The sequence below is a fragment of the Deinococcus humi genome (genome assembly GCF_014201875.1).
Classification (GTDB): Bacteria; Deinococcota; Deinococci; order Deinococcales; family Deinococcaceae; genus Deinococcus; species Deinococcus humi.
Genome location: NZ_JACHFL010000005.1, coordinates 117,695 through 141,166, shown reverse-complemented (window position 1 = coordinate 141,166; position 23,472 = coordinate 117,695). Strand labels below are relative to the sequence as shown.

19 protein-coding genes are annotated in these 23,472 nt (G+C 65.1%); 16 read left to right on the top strand and 3 right to left on the bottom strand.

Features of this window, described 5'->3' with window-relative positions:
• Positions 1–156: 156 nt before the first annotated feature.
• The 5 genes from HNQ08_RS11565 to HNQ08_RS11545 all read left to right on the top strand — a co-directional run bounded on the left by HNQ08_RS11565 (position 157) and on the right by HNQ08_RS11545 (position 5,697).
• Positions 157–687, top strand: coding sequence for a gluconate 2-dehydrogenase subunit 3 family protein (locus HNQ08_RS11565; protein ID WP_184131883.1), 531 nt, complete (start codon positions 157–159; stop codon positions 685–687).
• Positions 674–2,215 (top strand): GMC family oxidoreductase, encoded by a 1,542-nt coding sequence (locus tag HNQ08_RS11560; RefSeq protein ID WP_184131880.1) that lies wholly within the window; start codon positions 674–676, stop codon positions 2,213–2,215. Before HNQ08_RS11565 ends, HNQ08_RS11560 begins: the two co-directional genes overlap by 14 nt.
• 78 nt (positions 2,216–2,293) lie before the next feature.
• A complete protein-coding gene (locus tag HNQ08_RS11555; protein WP_184131877.1) occupies positions 2,294–3,424 on the top strand; it encodes a Gfo/Idh/MocA family protein in 1,131 nt (376 codons plus the stop codon).
• A gap of 18 nt (positions 3,425–3,442) precedes the next feature.
• Positions 3,443–4,153 (top strand): alpha/beta fold hydrolase, encoded by a 711-nt coding sequence (locus HNQ08_RS11550; protein WP_184131874.1) that lies wholly within the window; start codon positions 3,443–3,445, stop codon positions 4,151–4,153.
• Positions 4,150–5,697, top strand: a complete 1,548-nt coding sequence (locus HNQ08_RS11545) for an FAD-dependent oxidoreductase (RefSeq protein ID WP_184131871.1) — start codon at positions 4,150–4,152, stop codon at positions 5,695–5,697. Before HNQ08_RS11550 ends, HNQ08_RS11545 begins: the two co-directional genes overlap by 4 nt.
• A 439-nt stretch (positions 5,698–6,136) precedes the next feature.
• Here the strand turns inward: HNQ08_RS11545 and HNQ08_RS28100 are convergent, their stop codons facing one another.
• The gene (locus tag HNQ08_RS28100; protein ID WP_342355694.1) at positions 6,137–6,199 is read right to left on the bottom strand and encodes a hypothetical protein; all 63 of its coding nucleotides are present in this window, start codon (positions 6,197–6,199) and stop codon (positions 6,137–6,139) included.
• Positions 6,200–6,356: 157 nt separating this feature from the next.
• Here HNQ08_RS28100 and HNQ08_RS11540 point away from each other — a divergent pair, with 157 nt between their 5' ends.
• The 4 genes from HNQ08_RS11540 to HNQ08_RS11525 all read left to right on the top strand — a co-directional run bounded on the left by HNQ08_RS11540 (position 6,357) and on the right by HNQ08_RS11525 (position 11,668).
• Positions 6,357–8,657, top strand: a complete 2,301-nt coding sequence (locus HNQ08_RS11540; RefSeq protein WP_184131868.1) for an endonuclease MutS2 — start codon at positions 6,357–6,359, stop codon at positions 8,655–8,657.
• A 217-nt stretch (positions 8,658–8,874) separates the two neighbouring features.
• The gene (locus tag HNQ08_RS11535; RefSeq protein ID WP_184131865.1) at positions 8,875–9,861 is read left to right on the top strand and encodes a hypothetical protein; all 987 of its coding nucleotides are present in this window, start codon (positions 8,875–8,877) and stop codon (positions 9,859–9,861) included.
• A gap of 64 nt (positions 9,862–9,925) precedes the next feature.
• On the top strand, positions 9,926–11,068 hold the full coding sequence (locus HNQ08_RS11530) for an MFS transporter (RefSeq protein WP_184131862.1): 1,143 nt from the start codon (positions 9,926–9,928) through the stop codon (positions 11,066–11,068).
• A gap of 111 nt (positions 11,069–11,179) precedes the next feature.
• On the top strand, positions 11,180–11,668 hold the full coding sequence (locus HNQ08_RS11525) for a GreA/GreB family elongation factor (protein ID WP_184131859.1): 489 nt from the start codon (positions 11,180–11,182) through the stop codon (positions 11,666–11,668).
• Positions 11,669–11,726: 58 nt separating this feature from the next.
• Here HNQ08_RS11525 and HNQ08_RS11520 read toward each other — a convergent pair whose 3' ends face one another.
• Entirely contained in the window at positions 11,727–12,473 is a 747-nt protein-coding gene (locus tag HNQ08_RS11520) for an MBL fold metallo-hydrolase (protein ID WP_184131857.1), read from the bottom strand.
• 102 nt (positions 12,474–12,575) lie between these two features.
• Here HNQ08_RS11520 and lysS point away from each other — a divergent pair, with 102 nt between their 5' ends.
• The 5 genes from lysS to HNQ08_RS11495 all read left to right on the top strand — a co-directional run bounded on the left by lysS (position 12,576) and on the right by HNQ08_RS11495 (position 19,286).
• Positions 12,576–14,129: a lysine--tRNA ligase gene (gene lysS, locus HNQ08_RS11515; protein WP_184131854.1), complete on the top strand. Its 1,554-nt coding sequence runs from the start codon at positions 12,576–12,578 to the stop codon at positions 14,127–14,129.
• Between the two features lie 368 nt (positions 14,130–14,497).
• Complete coding sequence (locus HNQ08_RS11510; protein WP_229789921.1) at positions 14,498–15,874, top strand: ROK family transcriptional regulator; 1,377 nt, start codon at positions 14,498–14,500, stop codon at positions 15,872–15,874.
• On the top strand, positions 15,871–17,136 hold the full coding sequence (locus HNQ08_RS11505; RefSeq protein ID WP_184131851.1) for an ABC transporter substrate-binding protein: 1,266 nt from the start codon (positions 15,871–15,873) through the stop codon (positions 17,134–17,136). Before HNQ08_RS11510 ends, HNQ08_RS11505 begins: the two co-directional genes overlap by 4 nt.
• A gap of 97 nt (positions 17,137–17,233) precedes the next feature.
• Positions 17,234–18,358: a carbohydrate ABC transporter permease gene (locus HNQ08_RS11500; RefSeq protein WP_184131836.1), complete on the top strand. Its 1,125-nt coding sequence runs from the start codon at positions 17,234–17,236 to the stop codon at positions 18,356–18,358.
• Between the two features lie 67 nt (positions 18,359–18,425).
• Complete coding sequence (locus HNQ08_RS11495) at positions 18,426–19,286, top strand: carbohydrate ABC transporter permease (RefSeq protein WP_184131833.1); 861 nt, start codon at positions 18,426–18,428, stop codon at positions 19,284–19,286.
• Positions 19,287–19,352: 66 nt separating this feature from the next.
• Here HNQ08_RS11495 and mnmA read toward each other — a convergent pair whose 3' ends face one another.
• Positions 19,353–20,483, bottom strand: coding sequence for a tRNA 2-thiouridine(34) synthase MnmA (gene mnmA, locus HNQ08_RS11490; RefSeq protein WP_184131830.1), 1,131 nt, complete (start codon positions 20,481–20,483; stop codon positions 19,353–19,355).
• Positions 20,484–20,613: 130 nt separating this feature from the next.
• Here mnmA and HNQ08_RS11485 point away from each other — a divergent pair, with 130 nt between their 5' ends.
• Together HNQ08_RS11485 and HNQ08_RS11480 are read left to right on the top strand one after the other, a co-directional pair.
• Positions 20,614–20,991: a response regulator gene (locus HNQ08_RS11485; protein ID WP_184131827.1), complete on the top strand. Its 378-nt coding sequence runs from the start codon at positions 20,614–20,616 to the stop codon at positions 20,989–20,991.
• 34 nt (positions 20,992–21,025) lie between these two features.
• Positions 21,026–23,419, top strand: a complete 2,394-nt coding sequence (locus tag HNQ08_RS11480) for a transglycosylase domain-containing protein (RefSeq protein ID WP_184131824.1) — start codon at positions 21,026–21,028, stop codon at positions 23,417–23,419.
• The last annotated feature ends 53 nt before the right edge of the window (positions 23,420–23,472 follow it).

The following is a 23,472-nucleotide window of genomic DNA, read 5'->3' as shown; positions in this document are numbered from 1 at the left end:
CCTTTCCAGCCCTCTCCGCGTGGGAGAGGGCTTTTTCTTTCCCGTACTGTTGACACTTTCTAAAGACGACCCCGTAGGCATTCACCCATGAGCGCGAAGACCGCCTTCATAGACTGCCGGGATGTTCAACACGACTGCTGGTCAGAAGCTCCTCCCATGACGCCGGGGGAAAGAAACGCCATCCTCGCCCTGCTGAATTCGGCGTCTGTCACGGAACCGACGCGACGGGCATTGGTGGAACGCCTGGACGCACGCTATGAACGGCAATTTTTTGATGAGGCAGAATTTGCCGTGCTCAGGGCTGTGGCCATTCGTCTTGTTCCCCACGATCCCGACGAGATGGACCTGACCGGGACGGTCGATCACCGTCTGCACTCTGGCGTGGGCGACGGCTGGCGCTACGACGCCGCGCCGCCGGATGGGGAGGCGTATCAGGCGCTGCTGAGCGCCCTGCCAGCTGGATTTGAGACCTTGGAAAGCGTGGCCCAGGACGCAGCCATTCATGCTGTGGGGATTTCCCATCCTCACGCTTTTGAAGACCTGCTGGCCGAGCTGACCGAAGCCTTCATGGCTCATCCGTTGACGCAGTACCGCTTCGGCTACGTGGGCTTCGCGGACGCGCTGAACTGGCTGTACGCCGGCCCGAACGAACTGGAGGCCCAGGAGGAAGCGTATGGTCCCCGCTGACCTCCTGCCCACTGATCTGGACGTGCTGGTCATCGGCACCGGTGCAGGCGGAGCACCGCTGCTGGCGCGGTTGGCACAGGCCGGATTGAGGGTGGCCGCGCTGGAGGCCGGGGTGCGGCATCCCCCGGGGGGCATCGCCACCGATGAGATCGCCCAGGCGGGGATTTTCTGGATGGATGAGCGGTTGTCAGCGGGCCAGAATCCGGTGTCCTTTGGGCGCAACAACAGTGGGCGCGGCGTGGGGGGCAGCACCCTGCACTACACCGCTTATACCCCGCGTGCCCAGGCCGACGACCTCAAATTGCGAACCGAGTTCGGGGTAGGGCAGGACTGGCCGCTGGAATTTGCTGATCTGGAGCCGTATTACGATGAGCTGGAGTTTTTTCTGGGCGTTTCCGGCCCTGCCGAGTATCCGTGGGGGCCGCCACGCAGGCGGGCCTACCGCCACCCGCCGCTGCCGCTGAATGGGGCCGCGCGGCTGATGGCGCGTGCCTGCGCCGAGATCGGTCTGCGCACCTCGCCCGCAGCCAACGCTGCCCTCAGCCGTCCGCAGGATCAACCCGGCTACGGCATCCGCCATGCCTGCACCAACCGGGGTTTTTGCCAGGCGGGCTGTTCCGTGGGCGCGAAGGCCAGCATGGACGTGACCTTCCTGGCGTTGGCCGAGGCGCACGGTGCGCGCATCGTGGACGGCGCGCAGGCCACGGCCCTGACCATGAAGGACGGACGCGTGACCGGCGCAGAATTCATGCGTGGGGGAGAGGTTGAACACCTCGGCGCAAAGACGGTCATCCTTGCTGCCGGAGCCGTGGAGACGCCGCGCCTGTTGCTGATGAACGGCCTAGCCAACAGCAGCGGACAGGTGGGGCGCAATTTCATGGCGCATGTGGGCGTGCAGGTCTGGGGGCAGGTAGAAGACGATCTGCGACCCTACAGGGGCATTCCCGGCGGCCTGATCAGCGAGGATACGCACCGCGTGCCGGGGTTGATTGGCGGCTACCTGCTGCAGTCGCTGGGCGTGATGCCCGTGACCTACGCCGTCCAGTACGCCCGTGGAACGCACCAGTGGGGGCCCGAACTGGTGCGGCACCTGAGCGGCTACCGCCACGTCGCCGGAATCAACATGCTGGGCGAGTGCCTGCCCTCCGAGCACAATTATCTGGAACTGTCCGACGAACTCGACGGGCGCGGGCTGCCCAAGCCGCGCGTTCACTTTTCCTTCGGCGAGAACGAGCGGAAGATGGCCGATCACGCCGAGGCGCTGATGCGTGACCTGTGGGACCGGATTGGCGCGCGCGACGTGTGGGCGCTGCCGCGCGCCGCGCACACGCTGGGGACGGCCCGCATGGGCGCGGACCCCGAAACCAGTGTGGTCAATCCTTCTGGCCGCACCCACGACATTGAAAACCTGTGGATCTGCGACAATTCCACCTATCCCAGCTCTCTGAGCGTCAATCCCGCGCTGACCCAGATGGCCCTGAGCCTGCGGACAGCGGACGCGCTGCTGAAAGAGTTAAAGCGAGTCTGAAGTCACTGAACGCGCCGGTTGCGTTGAAATGTGAATCTCAGACACCCCTCCGAGCCACCGTGCACCCCAAGGAGTTCCATGACCAAGCAAAACGCTGCCGAACGCAAAGATCTTCAACCCCTGCCTGAGCCCCGGAAGGAGCAGATTGGGTACGCCGTGCTGGGGGTTGGCACACTGACCATTGACGAACTGCTGCCCGCCTTCGCGGTGGGTCAGCGCTCCAGACTGGCGGCGGTTGTCAGCGATGACCACGAGAAAGCGGTGGCGGCGGCCCGGGCTTACGGCCTGACCGACGCGGACGCCTACGACTATGACCGCTTCGAGGAACTTCAGGCCCGTGACGACGTGCACGCGGTCTATATCGTGCTCCCCAACAGCCTGCACCGCGAATACACCGAGCGGGCCGCAAAAATCGGCAAGCATGTGCTGTGCGAGAAGCCGCTGGCGGCGAATCCCGAAGACGCCGAGGCGATGGTGAGGGTCTGCGCCGAACACGGCGTCAAATTGATGACCGCCTACCGCTGCCAGTACACCCCACACCATTGGCGGGCGCGTGACCTGATCCAGAACGGCGATCTGGGACCCATCAAGCTGATTCACTCCGTCAATGTGCAGGTGGAGCCGGACGAGGGCCAGTGGCGCCTCAAGGACAAACTGGCGGGTGGCGGCTCATTGCTGGATGTGGGCCTGTATTGCCTGAACACCATCCGTTTCCTGCTGGCCGAGGAACCGTCGTCCATCTACGCCCAGACCTTCAGCACGCCGGGTGACGCGCGCTTCAAGGAGGTGGAGGAAACGGTGGCGTGGCAGATGACCTTCCCCAGCGGCGTGATCGCCCACTGTTCATGCTCCTACGGCACGGCGCAGGCCCGCACGCTGGATGTATTCGGAGCCGAGGCCCGCCTGACGCTGGACCCGGCCTTCGACTACACCAACCTGCGCCTGAACGTTCAGACGCCCGCAACCCTCACCGAACACCGCCTGCCCGAAACCGATCAGTTCGCGCTGGAAATTGACCATTTCTCGGCCTGCATCGCGGAAGACCGCGAGCCGTTCACCCCCGGCGAGGAGGGCCTGCAGGATCAAAGGCTGATGGCCGCCATCTACCAGTCCGCGCGTGAGGGCCAGCCCATCAAGCTGGAGGGGGAAGGGAAAAAGGACGCCTTCCGGGGTTCGCTGCCCAGCCAGGATTTCGCCGGGAGGGCCTGAGATGCGAACGGGCCCCAGGTGACGGCCACTGTTCTCGTCCACGGCTTCGGCACCTCACGCCACGTCTGGCGGCGGGTGCTGAAGGATGTGGAGGCGAGGGCGGTGGACCTTCCCGGTTTTGGCGACGCGGCGGAGATGGGCCGGGCCGGACAGACGGTGGGGGACGGGGCGCGGGCGCTGGCGAACATGCTGCGCGAGTCGGGAGACGCGCCCTACCGTATAGCAGCGCATTCGATGGGCGGCAAGGTGGCCCTGCTCCTGGCTGCCCGGGATCCCGGGCTGGTGTCCGAACTGTTCCTACTCGCGCCCTCACCGCCCACCCCTGAGCCGATGACACCGGAGGGCCGCGCCACGCTGCGCGCGGCTTACGGGACGCCCGCTGCTCTGGGCGCGCAGTACCAGGACATCACCCGCCAGCCCATCCCCGAGCAGGATTTCGAGCAACTGATTCAGGACGGTCTGCGTGCCAGCTGCGAGGCCTGGACCGCCTGGACGGACGTGGGCAGTCGGGAGGACATTTCTGGAGAGCTGCACGGCCTGAGGCTGCCCATCACGGTCCTGTATTCGGAGGATGACCCTGCCATTTCGCGCACCACCATCCGCTCAGAGGTGCTGGCGCGACTGCCGGAGGCAAGAGCACTTCCTCTTCAGGGCAGTGGCCATTTGATTCCCCTGGAGCAGCCGGAAGCGGTCGTGGCTCTCCTTCAAACAACGGAGGGCAGACCATGAGCCTGAAATTCAAGCCCGGCGACGTGCAGGACGGTGGCATGCACACCTTTGAGGTGGGCGATCAGAAAATTCTCGTGACCCGCGACGGCGACGACTTTCGCGCCTTCGAGGGCATCTGTCCGCACGCCGGGGCCAATCTAGGCGACGGTGTGCGCTGCGGCTCTCGCATCGTTTGTCCCTGGCACCACGCGACTTTCCACGCGGACAACGGTTCCCTGATTGAACCGCCCGCGCTCGAAGGTCTGAAACAGTACCGGGTCCAGCGCGACGGCGAGGATGTAAGCGTCGATCTGAACGACGAGATCAAAGCTCAGCCTCCCCAGCCCAAGCACGAAGGTCACCACACCGTGATCATCGGCGGCGGTGCCTCCGGCTTCATGGCGGCGCAGACGCTGCGCGACGGCGGTTACGCGGGCAGGGTCACCCTGCTGACTGCCGAACACCGCGCTCCCTATGACCGCACCGCGCTCAGCAAGGCGTATTTGAGTGGTAAAAAGCCCGCCGATGGGTTACCGCTGGGCGGTGCCGACTGGGCCAAGCACCATCAGATCGATCTGCGCGAGGGTACAAAGGTCACGGAGGTGGACCGGGCCGCCCGCACAGTGCATCTGGACGGCGAGGCTCTGGGTTTTGATGCAGTCATTGTGGCGACCGGCGCAACACCCCACACCCTGGACCTTCCCGGCGCGGAGTTGGACGGACAGTATCAACTGCGCTCCCTCCATGACGCTCAACGGTTGAAAGCTGCGGCGCAGGACAAGGACATCGTCATCATCGGCTCCAGCTTCATCGGGCTGGAAGCGGCGTCCAGCCTGATCGAGGGGGCCAGATCGGTCACGGTGATCGGGCAGGACGCCGAGATCATGAGCCGTGCCGTTACCCCGAGGGTGGGCCGCGCCCTCCGCCAATTGCACCAGGATCAGAGCGTGAAGTTCCATCTGGACGCAGAGGTCCAGGCCATAGAGGGTTCGGAGAAGGCCGAGGCGGTGCGCCTGAAGAGTGGCGAGCGGATCAACGCCGACCTGATCCTGCTGGGCATCGGCGTGAGCCCCAATTCTGATCTGCTGGCTGATCTCGCCAATCAGAAGGGAGCCGTGCCGGTGGACGCCCACTTGCAGGCCGCGCCGAACGTCTATGCCGTGGGAGACATTGCCCTGGCACCCACCGCGCTGGGCGAGATGCGCGTGGAGCACTGGCGCGTGGCCCTGCAGGAGGGTATGACCGCCGCTCAGAGCATTCTGGAATCCCCCGATCTGGAGCCCATGAATCGGCGGGTGCCCTTTTTCTGGACCCAGCAGTACGGCAAGAGCCTGCGCTACGTGGGTCACGCCGCGAGCCTGGACGACACCCACATCTGGGGCAACCCGGACGAGCTGAAATTCATTGAATTCGCTTTCAAGGAGGGCGAAGCGGTGGCCGCCAGCGGCATGGGCATGGATCAGGATCTCGCCGCCTTTGAAGAATTGCTGCGGCTGGGGCGTGCGCCGGGGGCAGACGAGATCCGGGGGGGGCCTTTCAGCTTGGTGGAGCGCTTGAAGACCTGAAAAACCACGATGCCACTTCCGGAGAAGGGGCGTGCATGGGGCGCTGTCCGTCGAAGCCGTAGGAAGGTGAAATGGGCGGTCTCAGAGGTGTTAGGTGCTGAGAATGCCCGGTGAGGGGTTGGGGAGCCAAACCCCAGATGCCGCCCTGTCCGTCTACACAAGGCGCAGCCTTTTCCCTGCTATGAGGTAGGTTTCCACCCGCGCAGGTGCGCCCCCGCCGTTATGGCGGCCTATGCGGGCAGTTCGGTCAACGGGTTGGCCTGCTGAGTCTCTGTCTCCAGTTCCCGGCGGCCTTTGCCAGCGCTCCACCTGTTTTTGCAAGTCGCGGCTGAGGATGACCGGCAGAATTTGTACCTCGCTGTTGCTGTAGCGCGTCTGCCGCTGTGAGACAATATCTGCGGCGCGGCGCACAGGTCCAGCATGTCACGGCCATGAACTCTCAGAGCAACTGTTGTAGATTCTCGGCGGGTTCCTCGCCTTCGTGCACCAGCATGTTCCGCACGATCCGTTCCTCAAGCTGAGCGGCGCGTTTTTGCAGGTCGGCGCGTTCGATCAGTGCCTAGACCAGTTTCATGACGGCATGGTAAAGCGCGTTGTGCTGGCCTAAGCCACAACGCGCACGATTTTCCCCCCCCCGCGTTGTTATGCTCCCCAGTGAGATGCCGTTCGATGCCCGCGCCCTGACCGCCCTGGATTTTCCCCGTATTCGTGAAGCCCTCGCGGAGCGCAGCAGTACCTCGCTGGGCGCGGAGCGGGCACGTAGTCTGTCTCCTTCCGCCGATCCGGGTCGGATTGCGTGCGAACTCGATGAAGTGGAAGACGCCCTGTTCGGCGTCAGCCTGAGCCTGGGCGGCATTCAGGACATCCGTGAATTGCACGCCCGCACGCAGGAGGGCCGGGTCCTGAGCGGCCAGGAGTTGCTGACCGCCGCCTACTCGCTGGACGGCGCGATGACCGTCAAGCGGGCCATCAACGCCAATTCGCGCGGGCCGCTGCGCGAGGTGGCGCTGGGCCTGGGCGAACACTCCGAACTGATTCGCCGCGTCCTGTCGGCCCTGGACCGCGACGGCGGCGTCCGCGACGACGCCAGCCACCGCCTGCGCGACCTGCGCAAACGCATTGAGCCGCTCCGGGGGCGCATCCGCGAGCGGCTGGCAGCCACGCTGGAAAAATGGGCCGACATTCTTCAGGAGAACATCGTCACCATTCGCCGGGACCGCTACGTGCTGCCGGTGCAGGCCAGCCGGGTGGGGCAGGTTCAGGGCATCATTGTGGACGCTTCCGCGACAGGCCAGACCTACTTCGTGGAACCGGCCGCGGTGACGCAGCTGAACAACGAGCTGACCCGCCTGATTCTTGACGAGGAGGCCGAAGTTCGCCGCATCCTGATCGAGCTGTCGGGCCTGCTGGCCGCCGACGCCGACGTGCCGATGACCCTGACCACGGTCGGCGAGCTGGATCTGATTGCCGCCCGCGCCCGGCTGGCCCGCGACTGGCGATTGAACCGCCCGGAAGCCGTGACGGACGGCACATATGACCTGCGTGAGGCGCGCCACCCGCTGATCGATAACCCTGTTCCCAACGATATTCAACTGGGCGACACCAAGGTGCTGCTGATCACCGGCCCCAACATGGGGGGCAAGACGGCCACCCTCAAAACGCTGGGACTGGCCGTGCTAATGCACCAGTGTGGGCTGTACGTGGGCGCTGCCAGCGCCAAACTCCCTATCGTTAGCGACGTCCTGGTGGACATCGGCGACGAGCAGAGCATTGAGGCGTCCCTGAGTACCTTTGCCTCTCACCTCAAGCACCTGCGCTACGTGCTGCGTTACGCCTCGCCGGACACCCTGGTGCTGGTGGACGAGCTGGGTAGCGGCACCGATCCCAACGAGGGGGCCGCCCTTTCGCAGAGCATCATCGAGACGCTGCTGGCGCAGGACGCGCGCGGCATCGTGACCTCTCACCTGTCGCCGCTGAAGCTGTTTGCGCTGGAAACCCCCGGTCTTAAGAATGCCAGCATGGGCTTCGATCTGGAGACGCTGGCCCCCACCTACGCCCTGCAGGTGGGCCAGCCGGGCCGCAGCTACGCCCTGGCGATAGCCCAGCGCATGGGCCTGCCCGAAGAGGTGCTGGAGCGGGCCACCTCGCTGCTGGGCGAGGACGCCGGGATCATGGAACGGATGTTGGAGGGCTTGGAACGCGAACGGGCCGAACTGGCGGCTCAGCTTGAGGGCACCGCCTCCGCCCGCCGTGAGGCCGAGGCCGAACTGGGCCGCGTCCGTCAGGAGCGCGAGACTTTGGACCTTCGCCGCAACGAAATGCTGGCCGAGGCGGCGCAGAAGGCCGAATCCCTGTACGCAGACGCAGTGGAGCGTGTCCGGACACTGCGTGCGCGCGCCCAGGAGGACAGCGCCCGCCCCCGCGTGATGCAGGAACTGCGCGAGCTGCGAACCGCCGCCCAGAAGGCTCGTCCCGCCCCCGCCGTGCGCGAGGAACGCGGTGATCCGATCCGGGTGGGCAACATGGTGGATGTGCCGGCCTATAACGCCGGGGGCCAGGTTCTGGAACTGCGGGGCGACGATCTGGTGGTGCAGTTGGGTGTCATGAAGGTGGGCGTCAAGCGGCGCGACGTGAGGCTGCGTCCCGAACCTAAGGTCACGACCCCAAAAAGCCGCGGCCAGCGTACGGCGTTTGCGGGCACCACGCCCAACAACTTTGCTGCCGAGCTGCAACTGCGCGGCCTGGGGGTGGAGGAAGCCGTCGAGGAACTGCGGACGGCCATCCTGGAAGCTTCTGCGCTTAAAGAAACGCCGCTGCGGGTGGTCCACGGTAAGGGTCAGGGGGTGCTGCGCCGCTTGCTGCGTGAGTACCTCAAGAACGACAAGAAGGTGGAATCCTTCCACGACGCCGAACCCAACCAGGGTGGGCACGGGGTCACCGTGGTAAATATCCGGGTTTAAAGTCTTCGTCTGGGTGATGCGGCGGAAATCTCTTCCTGACACTGTTATTCCCTGAGGGAACCGCTGAACTTTCTTTACGCCTTTGGGCCACAAGGGGGCCGCTGTTCTGACGAATGATCCAGCAGCTGGCTGTGAGCTTTTGCGCCCGGAGCACGCAAGGTGTCATGCAGCCGAAATAGAAATTCGGCAAGATGGGGAGGTGAGCCTTCACCGCCCCATGTTCAAAACCTTCGCCGCTCTGCGGTCCCGCGTCTCCTGCACGTTGCTCGGTACCTGTCTGCTGAGCCTGGGGGTCGTTTCCGTTGCCGGAGCACAGGCCGCGCCAGCCAACAACTCGCTGTTCGGTCTGAAATTCCCTTCCGGCTATTTCAACCGCTTCGATCGTATGGAGGTGGTGGCCTCCAACACGGACGGCTACGGGGCCCGCTATCTGCCGGTGCCGATCGCGGCGGACCTGCGTGTCACGCTGGTCAAGACGCCCACAGCGCTCAATTACGGCCTGGGCACACAGATAGGCAACCTCAGCGTCTCGGTGGGCGTGTTCGGCGGCGTTCCCAGGGCCGAGATGAGTCAGTACCTGCCGTCCGGCTTCCAGTGGACCGGGCTGGTCCAGGGCAAGGGGGCGCTGTCGCGTTTTGCCCTCGGCTACAGCCACACCGAGAATGATGGGCGGTTCCGGATCCTTAATGCAGTGGGTCTGGCCGCCGTGTCGGGCATCGACGCCACCTACAGCTACTCGGAAGTCAGTAACTTCGCCCCCCGGTCCTTTGGCAAGCTGAACACGGCGGTGGGACTGACAGGGCGACTGTATACCTTCCCCCTGCAGATGGACGCCCAGGCCAGCTTCGATCTCAACCTGAGTGCCAATTACTCGCCCCTGCCGGGATTGGTGTTGGAAGCGTCACACCTGGAGCGCGGGGTGGCGGGCAGCGTACCTATCGGTGACTTCGGTCTGGGCCGGGTGCAGGCGAGCAATTTCGCGGTGACCTACCGTCTGGCCGGCCCGGAGACGGCCTTGCGGCTGGGGGCGGTCCGTAGCCGGGTGGCCCGCAACTGGACTGGCGATACCACCTCGGTGGTCGGCGACATCTTCCTGCGGAGTTCTGCGTTGCCTAGCATGCTTGGTCCCAGCGTCGGCTACTGGTGGGGGCCGGGTGGCAAGGACGGCCACTGGATGATCAGCTTGGTGGCGCTGCCCAAGTAGAGAAGCGCAGGGGCGCGGGCGGGCCGTGCTACCTTCTCCCCCGTGATGGCCCTGTGATTCCCCTATGACTGCCCACCACACCCCCCCTTCGCCGCCGCTGACGATGGTTCTGCTGGCGGCGGGCACGGCGGCATTTTTTACGCTGGGCGTGATTCAGGCGATGTACGGCCCGGCCTTCACGCTGTTTCAGGATCGCTTCGGGGTGTCCACGGCGGGGGTAGGGCTCATCGCCAGCGCGCATTTCGTGGGCTCAGCGCTGGCCCCGCCGTTGGTGGGGATTTTGCTGATCCGCTTCACCTTGCGCCGGGTGGTGGTGGCCGCGCTGCTGATGCTGGCCCTGGGGGTCACGCTGGTGGCGCTGGCTCCCAGCTGGCCGCTGGCCATTGCTGGGGCGCTGCTGGGCGGCTTTGGCCTGGGCGGTGTCAGCGGCGGCCTCAACGCGGCTTACGCCAGTATTGGGACGCGGGCGGTGAATCTGGTCAACGCGGTCTTCGGTTTGGGGAGCATCCTGTCGCCGCTGCTGGTGGCCGGGGCCGGGGGCAACCTGTCGGTCCCCTTCCTGACCGTCGCCGCGCTGTGCGGCCTGACGCTCCTGAGCGCGCGGATCTGGGGGTTTCCGGCTATGCGCGAGCAGGCGCTGCCGCCCGGGCCGGGCCGGGCCGGGGTGCAGGTGGGCTTTTTCCTGGTGTTGCTCGCGTGTTACGTGGGCCTGGAGGTGGGCTTCGGTGCGTGGGCGGGCCGTCACCTGCAAAGCCTGGGCTACACCTCGTTTGCCGTAATTGTCGCGGGGTACTGGGGCGGCATGACCGTGGCCCGCGTGCTGACGGGCCTGTTGGGCGCGCGGGTGCGTCCGGAACGCCTGGTGCTGGTCTGCACGGCACTGACGGTCCTGTGCGGACTGGCGGCCACCCAGGCGGCGCTGGCCCCCGCCGCGTACATTCTGGCGGGGCTGGCGCTGGGGCCGGTGTTCGGCACCACACTGGTGTGGACCACCCGCAGCCTGCCCGCGCGCTGGGTGCCCTTCCTGCTGACATCCGGCAGCGTGGGCGGCATCGTGGCGCCTTACGGGCTGGGCGTGCTGGCGGCGCGTTTCGGCCAGGAGGCCATTCCACTGACCCTGGCAGGGCTGGCCGCCGCGCTGGTGGCGGTGGTCTGGGGAACCCTGCGCGTGACCCGTCCGGCCTCAGCTTCTCCGTCCGCAGCATGACCATGAATTGCCACTTGGCAGGGGGTATGCCACAATGCGCGCTACTTCTCACATTCGTCGATTTATTCCACTCCCGCAGGCCAAGGCCAGCGGCGTAACGGAGGACCCACAATGACGCAAGCGACCAAGACAGTCAAACTGACCCGTGAAGGCTACGAGCGCCTGCAACGCGCCCTGGGACAGGAACAGGCCCGCCTCGCGGAGGCCACCCGCATCCTGCAGGAGCAGATGGAAACCAGTGCCGACAGCGAGGACACCGGCCTGGAAGACGCCAAGCGCGAGAAGATGAACATTGAGGCGCGCATCGATGAGCTCGAAGACACCCTGAGCCTGGCCACCATTATCGAGGACCATGAGAACGACGGCCGGGTGGAACTCGGAGCCATCGTGGTCCTGAGCAACGAGACCACTAAGAAAGAGACGAAGGTCATGGTCGTCAGCGCCCCGGAAGCCACTGTCACGGGCGGCAGCCTGCCACGCGTGAGTGAGGACAGCCCGGTGGGCAAGGAACTGATGGGCCGCAAGAAGGGCGAGGCCTTCGTGGTCAATCTGGACAACGGCAAGCAGATGAAATACAAGGTCAAGAGCATCGATTACTGAGGGCGTGGACTAAGGGGCAGAGGGTGTTACCACGCACCCTCTGCCCCTGCCCTTCCTTTCAGCTGCCCGTCATCTCCGACGCCACCCGTGCCAGTTGACCGTTCGCGTCCTCATAGACCACGCCGCCGTGGTAGGTCACGATGGTCTGCACGTCCAGTCCGGCCATTTTTTCCACCGACTGCCCTGCCGTGTGCATGTCCGGGGTGACCCGTTCGCTTGGGGAGCGCAGTTGCCCCGCGTCCGAGGTCAGGGCGTCGCCCGTGATCAGCGCTCCCGTGCGCTCCAGGAATAGACTCAGGTGGCCGGGGGTGTGGCCCGGCGTCATGATCACACGTACGCCTCCGGCCAGGGGCAGTTCCTCGCCGTCTTGCAGGGCGCGGTCCACTTTGACGGCCACCCGCGGCAGGCTCAGGCGTGCGCGGACGTGGGGCGGCGTCTGCGGATCGGCCAGCAGGGCGGCCACCTGATTCTGCGGCGGCATTTTCTGGGGCCATTCCTCGCCCTGAATAAAGGGCGTCTCGCGTGCCGAGGCCCAGACCTGCGCGCTGCTGGCTCTGACCACCGCTTCCAGACTGCCAATGTGGTCCAGATCGTGGTGCGTGACGATCACCTGCCGGATGTCCTTTAGGGTTGCGCCAACCTCGGCCAGCGCCTCCTCAATCGCGCCCTCCATTCCGGGAACGCCAGTGTCCACCAGGGTATGCCCGGCCTGCGAATCCAGGATCAGGGCAGCATGGAGAATGCTGGGGCCCGTCCCGAAATCGGTGGTCAGTTCCAGGATCAGCAGATCGTCGCTCAGTTTCATGGGTGGAGTATTGGCCTGCGTCTGGGAAGGGAGCTGAAGGCGAGGTCACAAACTCTCTGCTCCTCGCAGTGGGCCTCCACAGCGGCGTCTATACTCGCCCACATGTCTGATGTTCCCGCCACGCCTGCCCCCACCGCTGTCCGCGCCGCGCCGCCGCGTCCCGACAACCTGCACGAGCAGACCGTCAGCCGCCTGAACAACCTGGACGCGCAGGTGGCAGCGGGTTTCGAGGCGTCGCCGTACTCGTATCCGCGCACGCACTCCACCCGCGACGTGCTAGCGGCACATCCCGGTGAGCTGGAGGCCGGTCAGGAGTGGCCGGAAGAAACCTACGCGCTGGCCGGGCGAGTCACGCTGCTGCGGCACATGGGCAAGGCGGCCTTCGCCGACCTGACCGACGAACACGGCAGCCTGCAACTGCATCTTTCCAGGCAGGAAACCGAGAACTTCGATCCCACCAAAAAGATCGACCTGGGCGACATCATCGGCGTGCGCGGCGTGCCCTTCGTGACCCGCACCGGGCAACTGACCCTGCGGGTGACCTCCTGGCAGCCCCTCGTCAAGAGCCTGCACCCACTGCCCAGCAAGTTTCACGGCTTGCAGGATGAGGAACTGCGCGCCCGCCGCCGCTACCTGGATCTGATGATCAATCCCGAGCGCCGCGCGGCCTTCCGGACCCGCTCGCGCGCCATCCGCTACATCCGCAATTTTCTGGACGAGCGCGAGTTCATGGAGGTAGAAGGGCCGACGCTGCAGGTCGTGGCGGGCGGCACCGAGGCCAAGCCTTTCAAGACGCACCACAACGCGCTGTCGCACGATTTCAGCCTGCGGATCAGTCTGGAGCTGTACCTCAAGCGGCTCCTGGTGGGCGGCTTCGAGCGCGTTTACGAGATTGGCCGCAACTACCGCAACGAGGGCGTGGACCGCACCCATAATCCCGAATTCACCATGCTGGAAGCCTATTTTGCTTACGGCGACTACCAGGACATGATGCGGCTGGTGGAGGAGATGCTCTCCGGGTTGGTTCAGGAGGTCACTGGGTCCGACAAGCTGACCTACGGGGGCCACGAGATCAGCTTTGCGCTGCCCTTCAAGCGACTGGATTTCGTGACCGCCCTCAAGGAGGCGGCAGGGCTGGACTTCGAGCCGACGGACCTTGCCCGGTTGCGCGAATGGACCGACGCGAAGCACCCCGAACTCCGCAAGGTTCCGGATTACAAGCTGCTGGACAAACTGTTCGGCGAGTACGTGGAAGACAGCCTGATCCAGCCCACCTTCGTCGCGGACGTGCCGCTGGCGATCAGCCCACTGGTCAAGGCGCACCGCAGCCGCCCCGACCTGAGCGAGCGCGCCGATCTGTTCGTGGCCGGCTTCGAACTGGCCCCGATCTACTCCGAGCTGAACGACGCCCTGGATCAGCGTGCCCGCTTCGAGGCACAGAGCGCGCGGCGGGACGCCGGGGACGACGAGGCCCACGAGCAGGACGAGGACTTCCTGCTGGCGCTGGAATACGGCATGCCCCCGGCGGCAGGCATGGGCATGGGCATGGACCGGCTGGCCATGCTGCTGACCGACTCGGACAGCATCCGCGACGTGTTGCTGTTCCCGCTGCTGCGTCCAGAGGGCCATGGGGCAGAGGAGAGGGCAGACACGTAAACGGGAAGGCGCAATCCAACCGCGACTTGTGGCCCTCTGAGACGAGAGGGCCGCCCCAATTGCTTGCTTCTCCTGTTCACTCCGCAGCGTGGCTTTGCAGGTCCGCCCGGAGTTCAAATTGACGGATCAACCTACTTACCGGAATCCATCCGACACCAGGGCGAGAGCCGCGACGTCCTGTGATGGAATTCACACTGGTAAGAGCCGCAGGCATTAATTCGCTCAGTTGACAAATCAATAGGGCAGGTGCAGGATGGTCCTGTTTCCATCTGCCGCTCACAATCCGCTGTGTTCCTGCCCCAGATTTCCCCGCCCTGACGTCGGCTCGGAGTTCAGGTTGATGTGTCAACCTTGCCCCCGGAGTCCGTATGAGGTTTGTTGCTATGTGCTCTGCTCCCGCCCCCCTTGATCAGGCAGCCATCCGCGTCAGGCACACGCTGATGCTGCTGGCGCTGCTGTGGGATGCGGACCGCGCGCGGGTAGATCTGGCTCACGAGTTGCGTCTGTCCCGCAGCGCCACCGGCAACATCGTCAACGAGTTGCTGGCGGCGGGCCTGGTGCAGGAAGTGGGGCAGCGTGAGGACGGCAGTGTGGGCCGCCGCGCGACCCTGCTGCGGCTCAAGGCCTGCGCTGCGGCGCTGCTGGCCGTTGATCTGGGCGCCAGTCACGCGCGGATGGATCTGCTGGATCTGCGCTGCCGCACGTTGGGCACGCGCACCGTGGCGCATGACATCACGCGGGGTCCTGGCGCGACGTACAGCCTGCTTGCCGGACTGCTGGAGCAGCTGCTTCTCGAGACCCGAATCGACCGCAGCCAGATCGCACTGTTGGGCATCGGCGTCCCTGGCCCGGTAGACCACGATACGGGCTGTGTGGTTCAGCCGCCGAACATGCCGGGCTGGGACAGCGAGAATATCGCCGCTGAACTGGGCCGGCTGGTGGCGCTGCCGGTGCTGGTGGACAACGACGCCAATCTGGGCGCACTGGCGGAATCCCGTTTTGGCGCCCACGCGGGCCTGAGTGACCTGATCTACATCAAGGTGGCCACCGGGATTGGCGCTGGCATTTTGCTGGGTGGGCAGCTTCACCGGGGCGTGCGTGGCGGGGCTGGCGAGATCGGGCACATCAGCATCAACGAGCAGGGACCGGTGGGCCGCAGTGGAAATCCGGGCAGTCTGGAAAGCTACGCCGCCGCGCAGGTGGTGCCGGCACTGGCCGCGCAGCTGCGGGCCACAGGCCTCCAAACCCGGTTGCCCGATCCGGCCAGCCTGCAGGACCTGCTGACGCACGCGGCCCACGACCCGCTGGCCCGCGCCGTGTGGGAAACCACCGGGCATCATGTGGGGGTGGCGGTCAGCACCGTGCTCAACCTGTTCAATCCACAGGCGGTGGTGATCGGGGGCCGTCTGGCACTGGCGGGCGAGGTTTTCCTGGACGCCGTGCGTGCCAGCGCCGTGGGGCGCACCATGCACATCAATGCCGCCCGCGCCCACATTGCCCTGGGGACGCTGGGCGCAGAGGTGGGCGTGCTGGGAGCCGGCGCCATGATGGTTGATCACCTGTTGACGCCACGCGGTTTGCCGCTGCTGTACAGCATTGCGCGGCGCGCGGGACAGCCGGTGGCAGAGGCCACCCCCCTGGCACAGGACGCGGCAAGCCGTGCGCCCCCTGCCGTTTCTGCGGTTTACACCCCGCATCCGTCGCCCCCTCGGTCCCATCCCTATTCTCCCCGGAGGAACACATGAGCAAAGCACCCGTGAAGACGTCATCCCTCAAAAAAGCCTTTCTGATCGCCGCCGCCCTCGCCACCACCACCAGCGCCCTGGCCGCCGGGAAGCTGGAAATCTTCTCGTGGTGGGCCGGCGACGAGGGTCCGGCCCTTGAAGCCCTGGTCAAGCTGTACAAGGAGAAGTACCCAAGCGTGGCCGTGGACAATGCGACGGTCACGGGCGGCGCGGGAACCAACGCGCGGGCTGTGCTCAAGACCCGCATGCTGGGCGGTACTCCCCCTGATTCCTTCCAGGTGCACGCCGGACAGGAACTCATCGGCACCTGGGTGGTGGCCGGGCGCATGGAAGATCTGAGCAGCCTGTTCAAATCCGAGGGCTGGACCAAGGCGTTCCCCGCCGATGTGGTCAAGCTGATCAGCTCCAAGGGCGGCATCTGGAGCGTGCCCGTCAACGTTCACCGCAGCAACGTCATGTGGTACAACCCCGATAAGCTCAAGGCCTGGGGCGTGAGCGTGCCCAAGACCTGGCCCGAATTCATCAGCACCTGCGCCACCCTGAAGAAGAAGGGCGTGGCCGCGCCACTGGTGGTAGGCGAGAACTGGACCCAGCAGCACCTGTGGGAGAACGTGATGATCGGCACGCTGGGCACCCAGAACTGGGAAAACCTGTGGGCGGGCAAGCTCAAGTTCACCGATCCCAAGGTCGTGGGGGCGTTTACCACCTTTGGCAAGGTCATGGATTGTGCCAACAAGGACGCCAGCGGCCTGAGCTGGCAGCAGGCCAGTGACCGGATCGTCAGCGGCCAGAGTGCTTTCAACATCATGGGCGACTGGGCTGCCGGGTACTTCACCACCACCAAGAAGCTGGCCCCCGGCAAGGGCTTCGCCTGGGCCACCGCGCCGGGCACCTCCAAGACCTTCGTGATGCTGGCCGACTCCTTCGGACTGCCCAAAGGGGTCAAGGACCGCGCCGAGGCCATCAACTGGCTCAAGCTGCTGGGCAGCAAAGCAGGTCAGGACACCTTCAACCCCCTCAAGGGCAGCATCGCCGCCCGCATCGACAGTGACCTGAGCAAGTACAACACCTACTCGCGCAGCGCCGCCACCGACTGGAAGAACAGCAAGATCGTCGGCAGCATGGCCCACGGCGCCGTCGCGCCCGAGACCTTCACCAGCGCCTTCGGGGCCGTGATCGATCAGTTCGTCGCCACCAGGAACAGCGCCGGGGCCGCCGCCGCCGCGCAGGCGCTGGCCGTTCGCTCGGGCTTCGGCAAGTAACAACCCGGGAGCCGCAGAGGGCGGTGCGCGGTACGCGGTGTGAGGACTGCGTACCGCGTACCGTTTCCTGCGTTCCCACAAAAGGAGGCCTTCCACTGTGAAACGCCTGAGCAAAGACCGCCTGTGGGCCATCGCTGTGCTGACCCCCAGCATTCTGCTGATCGGCATTTTCGTGTACTACTTTATCGGGCGCACGATCTACGTCAGCCTGACCGACTGGGGCAACGATCCGGCGCAGGCGCTGGCGCTGAACCCGATTATCCGCTGGGTGGGCCTGCAAAATTATTCTGAGCTGTTCGGCGGCTTCCTGCAGGGCCGCTTCCGGCAGGAGCTGGTGAACACGCTGTTTTTCACTCTCTTCTTTATTCTGGGCTGCCTGGGTGTGGGCCTGGGCTTGGCGCTGGTGCTGGACCGCAACCCCAAAGGTGAGGGACTGTGGCGCACCATCTTCCTGTTTCCCATGAGCCTGTCTTTCATCGTGACCGGCACCATCTGGCGCTGGATGCTGCAGCCACAGGGCGGCGTGAACCAGGCCCCCACGTTGCTGGGCGGCCAGCCTTCCACCTTCGCGTGGTTGAGCAGCAACGACTCCGCGCTGAAGTTCGACTGGAACGCCCTGCCGCTGATCACCGCGTCGGTGGTGGGCGTGGTGCTGATCGTGGTGGCCGTGCGCGCCGCCCGCGAGGTCAACCGCGCCCGCATGCTGGTGGCTGCCGTGTGTGCGGCGCTGCTGATCGGGTGGGCGGTGTTGATCGGCCCACGCGTCAAGATGTTGCCCACGCCGGAACTGCACGGCTTCAACTTCGCCATCATCGGCATCATCATCGCTGCTGTGTGGCAGATGAGCGGTTACACCATGGCGCTGTATCTGGCCGGGCTACGCGGCATTCCCGAGGAGCTGCGCGAGGCGGCGAAGGTGGACGGCTCGAACGACTCTCAGATGTACCGCCACGTCATCTTCCCGCTGCTGTCGCCCATTACCCTGAGCGCCATGATCATCCTGGGGCACATCAGCCTTAAGATCTTCGATCTGGTCTACGCGATGGCTGGCCCCGACAACGTCGCTGCCAGCGTCCCGGCGCTGAACATGTACCTGACCAGTTTCCGCCAGAACCAGTTTGCGCTGGGAGCCGCGATCGGCACCATCTTGCTGATCCTGGTGGCCTTCGTGATCGTGCCGTATCTGGCCAATCAGTTCAGGGGCGAGGAGGGCCACGCATGAGGGCGGCCCGTGACTGGCCGGTGGCTGTGGCCCCTAAGCCGCTTCTTTCGATGTTCCGGAGGCTTCCATGACTGCCGTTCCACAGCCGACCGTCGCAGCCCCCCCCCGGCGAGTGGGTGGGGCAGGGCGGGTATTGACCTATTTTCTGCTGATCGTTGCCGCGCTCTTCTTTCTGATTCCCATCTATCTGGTGTTCGCCACCGCTCTCAAAACCCCCGAGTCCATCGAACTGGCCACTGCCTGGTACTGGCCCGCGCAGCTCAACTGGGCCAGCTTCTCCGAGGCCTGGGACAAGGTGGGCGGCAACATGCTCAACAGCCTGTTTCTGGCCGTTGTCGCCACGCTCCTGAGCGCTCTGCTGGGCAGTCTGAACGGCTACGCGCTCAGCAAGTGGCGCTTCCGTGGGGCCAATACCCTGTTCGCGCTGATGCTGTTCGGCATGTTCATTCCGTACCAGGCAGTGCTGATCCCGCTGTTCCAGTTCATCAAGGCGCTGGGGTTGTACGGCAGCATCTGGGGGCTGATCCTGGCCCATGTGGTCTACGGCATTCCCATCACGACGCTGATCTTCCGCAACTTCTACGCCGACGTGCCGGACGCGCTGGTGGAGGCCGCCACGATTGACGGTGCGGGCTTCTGGGAGATCTACGCCCGCGTGATTTTCCCGATCAGCATCCCTGGCTTCGTGGTGGTGATCATCTGGCAGTTCACACAGGTCTGGAACGAATTCCTGTTCGCCGCCACCCTGACCAACACGGGCAGCCAGCCTGTGACCTACGCACTGTCGCAGCTGGCCGGTGGACAGGCGGTGTCGTGGAACCTGCCGATGGCCGGGGCCATTCTGGCGGCACTGCCCACCCTGCTCGTGTACATCGTGCTGGGCCGGTACTTCGTGCGCGGTCTGCTGGCGGGGAGTGTCAAGGGGTAACGGCACTAAAGGTCAGGGGTCTAGAGAGCCATTGCAGACTCTTTGGACCCCTCACTTTTTCTTTTCTCAGAGTGCTGGCAGGTGCCGTGCGTGGTCATTGATCAGTCCGCCGCCCAGCAGTCGCGGGCCGCTGTAAAGCACAGCGCTCTGGCCAGGTGCGACAGCGAACTGCGGCTCGTGGAACTGCAACTCGAAGCCGTGTTCGTCGGCGCGCAGCACCGTGGCGCGCACCGGCTTCGTGCGGTAGCGCACCTGGACCTCCACCTCCTGCGGCAACTCTGCCAGATCGCACAGGTAATTGGCCTCCGACGCCCTCAGGCCGCTCCACAGGCAGTCGTCGTAATCGCCGACCCAGACCGTGTTGGTGGCCGGGTCCAGGTGAACGATGTGGCGCACCTTGTGCGACTGGTACAGCCCCATCCCCCGCTTCTGGCCCAGCGTGTAGAACTGCGTGCCCAGGTGATCGCCCACGATCTCGCCCGTGGCGATTTCGCGGATGAATCCGGTGGCCTGCGGCAGGTGTTCGGCGACAAAGTCCTGCACCTTGCCCGGCACGAAGCAGATGTTCTGGCTCTCGGGCTTGCGCGCGGTCAGCAGACCACGTTCCTCAGCAATCTCGCGCACGCGGGGCTTTTCCAGCTCGCCCACCGGGAACAGGATGTACGGCAGGGCGTCGCGCGGCGTGCCCCACAGGAAATACGTCTGATCTTTGCGCGGATCATCGCCGCGGTGGAATTCAACCCTCTCACCGTTGTCCACGCGCTTGACGTAGTGACCGGTCGCCACGTAACGGCAGCCCAGCATCTTCGCTTTCTTGACCAGCTCGTCGAATTTGACCTTGGTGTTGCAGTTCACGCAGGGGTTGGGCGTGCGTCCGTGGGCGTACTCCTCGATAAAGGGGCCGACGATGTGCCGCTGGAACTGTTCGCGGTAGTCCAGCAGGTAGAACGGCACACCCACCTGCTCGGCCACGCGGCGGGCCTCGTAGGCGGCGTCGGGCGAGCAGCAGCTGTCGAAGGTGTCCGTGCGCTTGTCGTCGGGCCAGAAGCGCATCATCGCGCCTACGACATGGTAACCGGCGTCCTTGAGCAGCGCCGCCGTCACGCTGCTGTCCACGCCACCAGACATGGCGCACAGCACGCGCTCGCCAGTGGGGGGCGTGGTGGGGTTGGTGGTCGCTATCGTCGGGGCCGTCATACCAACCACAGACACTAACAGGCTGTCCTCAGCCAGCGCGGTGAGGGGAACGGCAATTGCGCCAGACAGGAGGGGCAAAACCCGTTCGGTTCTCTTTTTTTCATGCGGCCTGCACTATCATGCCCGACATATGCCGTATACGATCCTCGTCGCCGACGATGAGCCAGCCATCCGCACCATGCTGGAAGTCATTCTGTCCGCCGATGGACACGAGATCGTGGCGGTGCCCGACGGCAAGGCGGCGCTGGACTACCTGCGCGACCACACCCCGGACGTCATGCTGCTGGACATCAAGATGCCGCACATGGACGGCTTCGAGATCTGCTCGCGGGTTAAGCGGGTCAAGCGGCTGCGCGACACCCCCGTGCTGCTGCTGACCGGCTTCGACGACGATCAGACGCGGGACCACGCCAAGCTGGTGGGCGCAGACGACATCGTGTACAAACCACTCTCCGGCAAGAATCTGCGCGGACGCGTGAACCAGCTCGTCGCGGCCCGCCGCCCCTGACCGCCCTCAGCCGTTTTTCCACGAGGTTGTGCCCATGATCTTTTTCGTCCGTTTCCTGAAGTTTCTGACCTCGTTCCTGATCGCCGCTCTGTTCGCGGGGGCCGGGGTGGCCGCCACCTACGGCCTGAAGTGGTGGCGTGAGCTCCCCGATTATCGCCAGCTCGACAGCCTGTCGCTGGGCGCGGAAACACGGGTGTTTGCCCGCGACAACACCCCGCTGGGCAGCCTGATTCCCAAGATCGGCGAGCAGGCCATCAGCCGCACGCTGGTCAACCTGAACGAGATCAGCCCCTTCATGGTGGCCGCGCTGGTCAGCAACGAGGACCGGCGTTTCTTCGAGCATTACGGCATCGATCCCTACGGGCTGGGGCGGCAGTTTCAGCGCCTGGCGGCGGGTGACAGCGTGCAGGGCGGCAGCACGCTGACCAACCAGCTGATCAAGAACACCCTGCTGCTGGACGAGTACCAGCAGGCCCGCACGCCGGACCGCAAGATCAAGGAATGGCTGCTGAGCGTGCAGGTCGAGCGCAGCTTCACCAAGGCCGAGATCCTCCAGAACTACCTGAACACCATTTACTGGGGCGACGGCGGCCCCGTCGAGTTGTACGGCATTTACTCGGCGGCCCAGGCCTACTTCCGCACCACCCCCAGGGACCTGACCCTGGCCCAGAGCGCTTACCTGACGGTGTTGGTGCCCAGTGCAGGGCGGTACTTTGACTACAAGGCCATGCGGCCCCTGATGAAAACGTTGCTGGGACGTATGGTGGAGGACCGGTGGATCACCCAGTCGCAGATGGACGCGGCGCTCAGGGAAGACCTTCAGCCGCGTGGCTGGAAAGTGCTGTACGACAAGGCCGGCAACATCACCAGCGCCAAACTGGTGGACCGCACCCAGAAAGAGCTGAAGGCCGTGACCACCGTCCGCTATCCGCATTTCATGGGCCAGGTCGAGCAGGAACTCGTGCGGCGTTTCGGGCGCGATAAGGTCTACGGTAGCGGAGGCCTGCGGGTCTACACCACTGTGGATCCCAGAATTCAGGCGGCCGTGGAAACCGCCAGCCGCGAGGCCACCGGCCTGCCCCCCGGCGCGACGCTGGGCGCCACCATCATTGACCCCTTCACGGGCGAGGTGCTGGGCATGATCGGCCAGAAACTGAACGGTTCGGGACCGCCCGCCGCGTGGAACAACGCCGCGCAGGGTCAGCGCCAGATCGGCTCCACCATCAAGCCGCTGCTGTACACCACGGCGCTGTCTACCGGACTGACCCAGGATCACCGCGAGGACGACAAGCCGATCACCTTCCCCTGCCCCACCTGCAAGGAGGGCGTGTACGCTCCAGAGAACTTCGAGGGCAACACCACCTACCGCAACATGACCATTCGTGAGGCGCTGGACCGCTCGCTGAACCTGGTGACCGTGCGGCTGGCGGACCGAATCGGATTGCAGACTTTTTTCGGCAAGCTGCGGGAACTGGGTGTTCCACCTAACGACGGAACAGGGCTGGCGGCTGCCCTGGGCGCGGTTGAGACCACCCCGGTCAGGATGGCGGCGGCCTACGCCCCCTTTGCCAACGGCGGGCTGTACCGCGCCCCCCGGTACCTCACGCGGGTGACCACCGCGCGCGGCGAGGTGCTGTACGACGACGGTCTGAATCCGGTCAAGCCCACCCGCGTGTGGACCCCGCAGATCGCCTGGCTGGGGCTGGACATGATCCGGGGTGTAGTTAACGATATGACTGCGGCACAGGGCGGCCTGGCCTGGCCCGCCAAGTTTGGGGACTGGCCGGTGGCGGGCAAGACCGGGACGAGCAATGGTCCCAAGGACTTCTGGTTCGTGGGGACCACTCCGCTGTATACCGGGGCCGTGTGGGTAGGCAAGCAGCAGGGTGGCGACATGCCCGAGCGCGGTTATTACTCGGGCCTGATCAACGGGCCGATCTGGCGGCGCATGATGGAACTGGCGCACCAGGGCCAGACTGTGCGTGCCTTCAGCGAACCCTCCGGCATCCAGTACGTCGACGCGCCGGACCAGCAATTCCTGCCAGGCGTGAGGATGGCGGTGCTGGACCCCAACTACAGTGACGCTGCCAACACAGATCTGCAGGAAAATACCCCGCCTCCGGTCCAGTACACCGAATCCCGCTACACATCGGTCTACAACGACCCGCTCACCGTCCTGATCGATGTGGACCGCACCACCAACCGGCAGGCCACCGAGTTCACCCCGCCGGAAAACATTGTTCAGCGCCGGGTGTACATTGAGCAACTGCCCGCCTACGCTCCCGATGACAATCCGGCTCCGTTGACCGACGAGAAGGCTGATCCTGCCGCCGTGAAGGCCGTGAGGAACCAGAACGCCGTGCCGCAGATCCCTGACCCGAAAGACAAGGCTTCAGAAGACAAGGCGGCGACGCCAGCCAAACCCTGATCGCCACATGGATGGACTGGATTCCGTCCATCCAAAGTGATCCTCACCGCCCC

Bases quoted from the DNA above. Each gene is read 5' to 3' on its own strand.
- HNQ08_RS11480 (WP_184131824.1), top strand. From the start codon at position 21,026: ATGATCTTTTTCGTCCGTTTCCTGAAGTTTCTGACCTCGTTCCTGATC.
- HNQ08_RS11520 (WP_184131857.1), bottom strand. From the start codon at position 12,473: ATGAAACTGAGCGACGATCTGCTGATCCTGGAACTGACCACCGATTTC.
- HNQ08_RS11530 (WP_184131862.1), top strand. From the start codon at position 9,926: ATGACTGCCCACCACACCCCCCCTTCGCCGCCGCTGACGATGGTTCTG.
- HNQ08_RS11510 (WP_229789921.1), top strand. From the start codon at position 14,498: ATGAGGTTTGTTGCTATGTGCTCTGCTCCCGCCCCCCTTGATCAGGCA.
- HNQ08_RS11535 (WP_184131865.1), top strand. From the start codon at position 8,875: ATGTTCAAAACCTTCGCCGCTCTGCGGTCCCGCGTCTCCTGCACGTTG.
- HNQ08_RS11525 (WP_184131859.1), top strand. From the start codon at position 11,180: ATGACGCAAGCGACCAAGACAGTCAAACTGACCCGTGAAGGCTACGAG.
- HNQ08_RS11560 (WP_184131880.1), top strand. From the start codon at position 674: ATGGTCCCCGCTGACCTCCTGCCCACTGATCTGGACGTGCTGGTCATC.
- HNQ08_RS11540 (WP_184131868.1), top strand. From the start codon at position 6,357: ATGCCGTTCGATGCCCGCGCCCTGACCGCCCTGGATTTTCCCCGTATT.
- HNQ08_RS11545 (WP_184131871.1), top strand. From the start codon at position 4,150: ATGAGCCTGAAATTCAAGCCCGGCGACGTGCAGGACGGTGGCATGCAC.
- HNQ08_RS11505 (WP_184131851.1), top strand. From the start codon at position 15,871: ATGAGCAAAGCACCCGTGAAGACGTCATCCCTCAAAAAAGCCTTTCTG.
- HNQ08_RS11485 (WP_184131827.1), top strand. From the start codon at position 20,614: ATGCCGTATACGATCCTCGTCGCCGACGATGAGCCAGCCATCCGCACC.
- HNQ08_RS11565 (WP_184131883.1), top strand. From the start codon at position 157: ATGACGCCGGGGGAAAGAAACGCCATCCTCGCCCTGCTGAATTCGGCG.
- HNQ08_RS11555 (WP_184131877.1), top strand. From the start codon at position 2,294: ATGACCAAGCAAAACGCTGCCGAACGCAAAGATCTTCAACCCCTGCCT.
- lysS (WP_184131854.1), top strand. From the start codon at position 12,576: ATGTCTGATGTTCCCGCCACGCCTGCCCCCACCGCTGTCCGCGCCGCG.
- HNQ08_RS11495 (WP_184131833.1), top strand. From the start codon at position 18,426: ATGACTGCCGTTCCACAGCCGACCGTCGCAGCCCCCCCCCGGCGAGTG.
- mnmA (WP_184131830.1), bottom strand. From the start codon at position 20,483: ATGACGGCCCCGACGATAGCGACCACCAACCCCACCACGCCCCCCACT.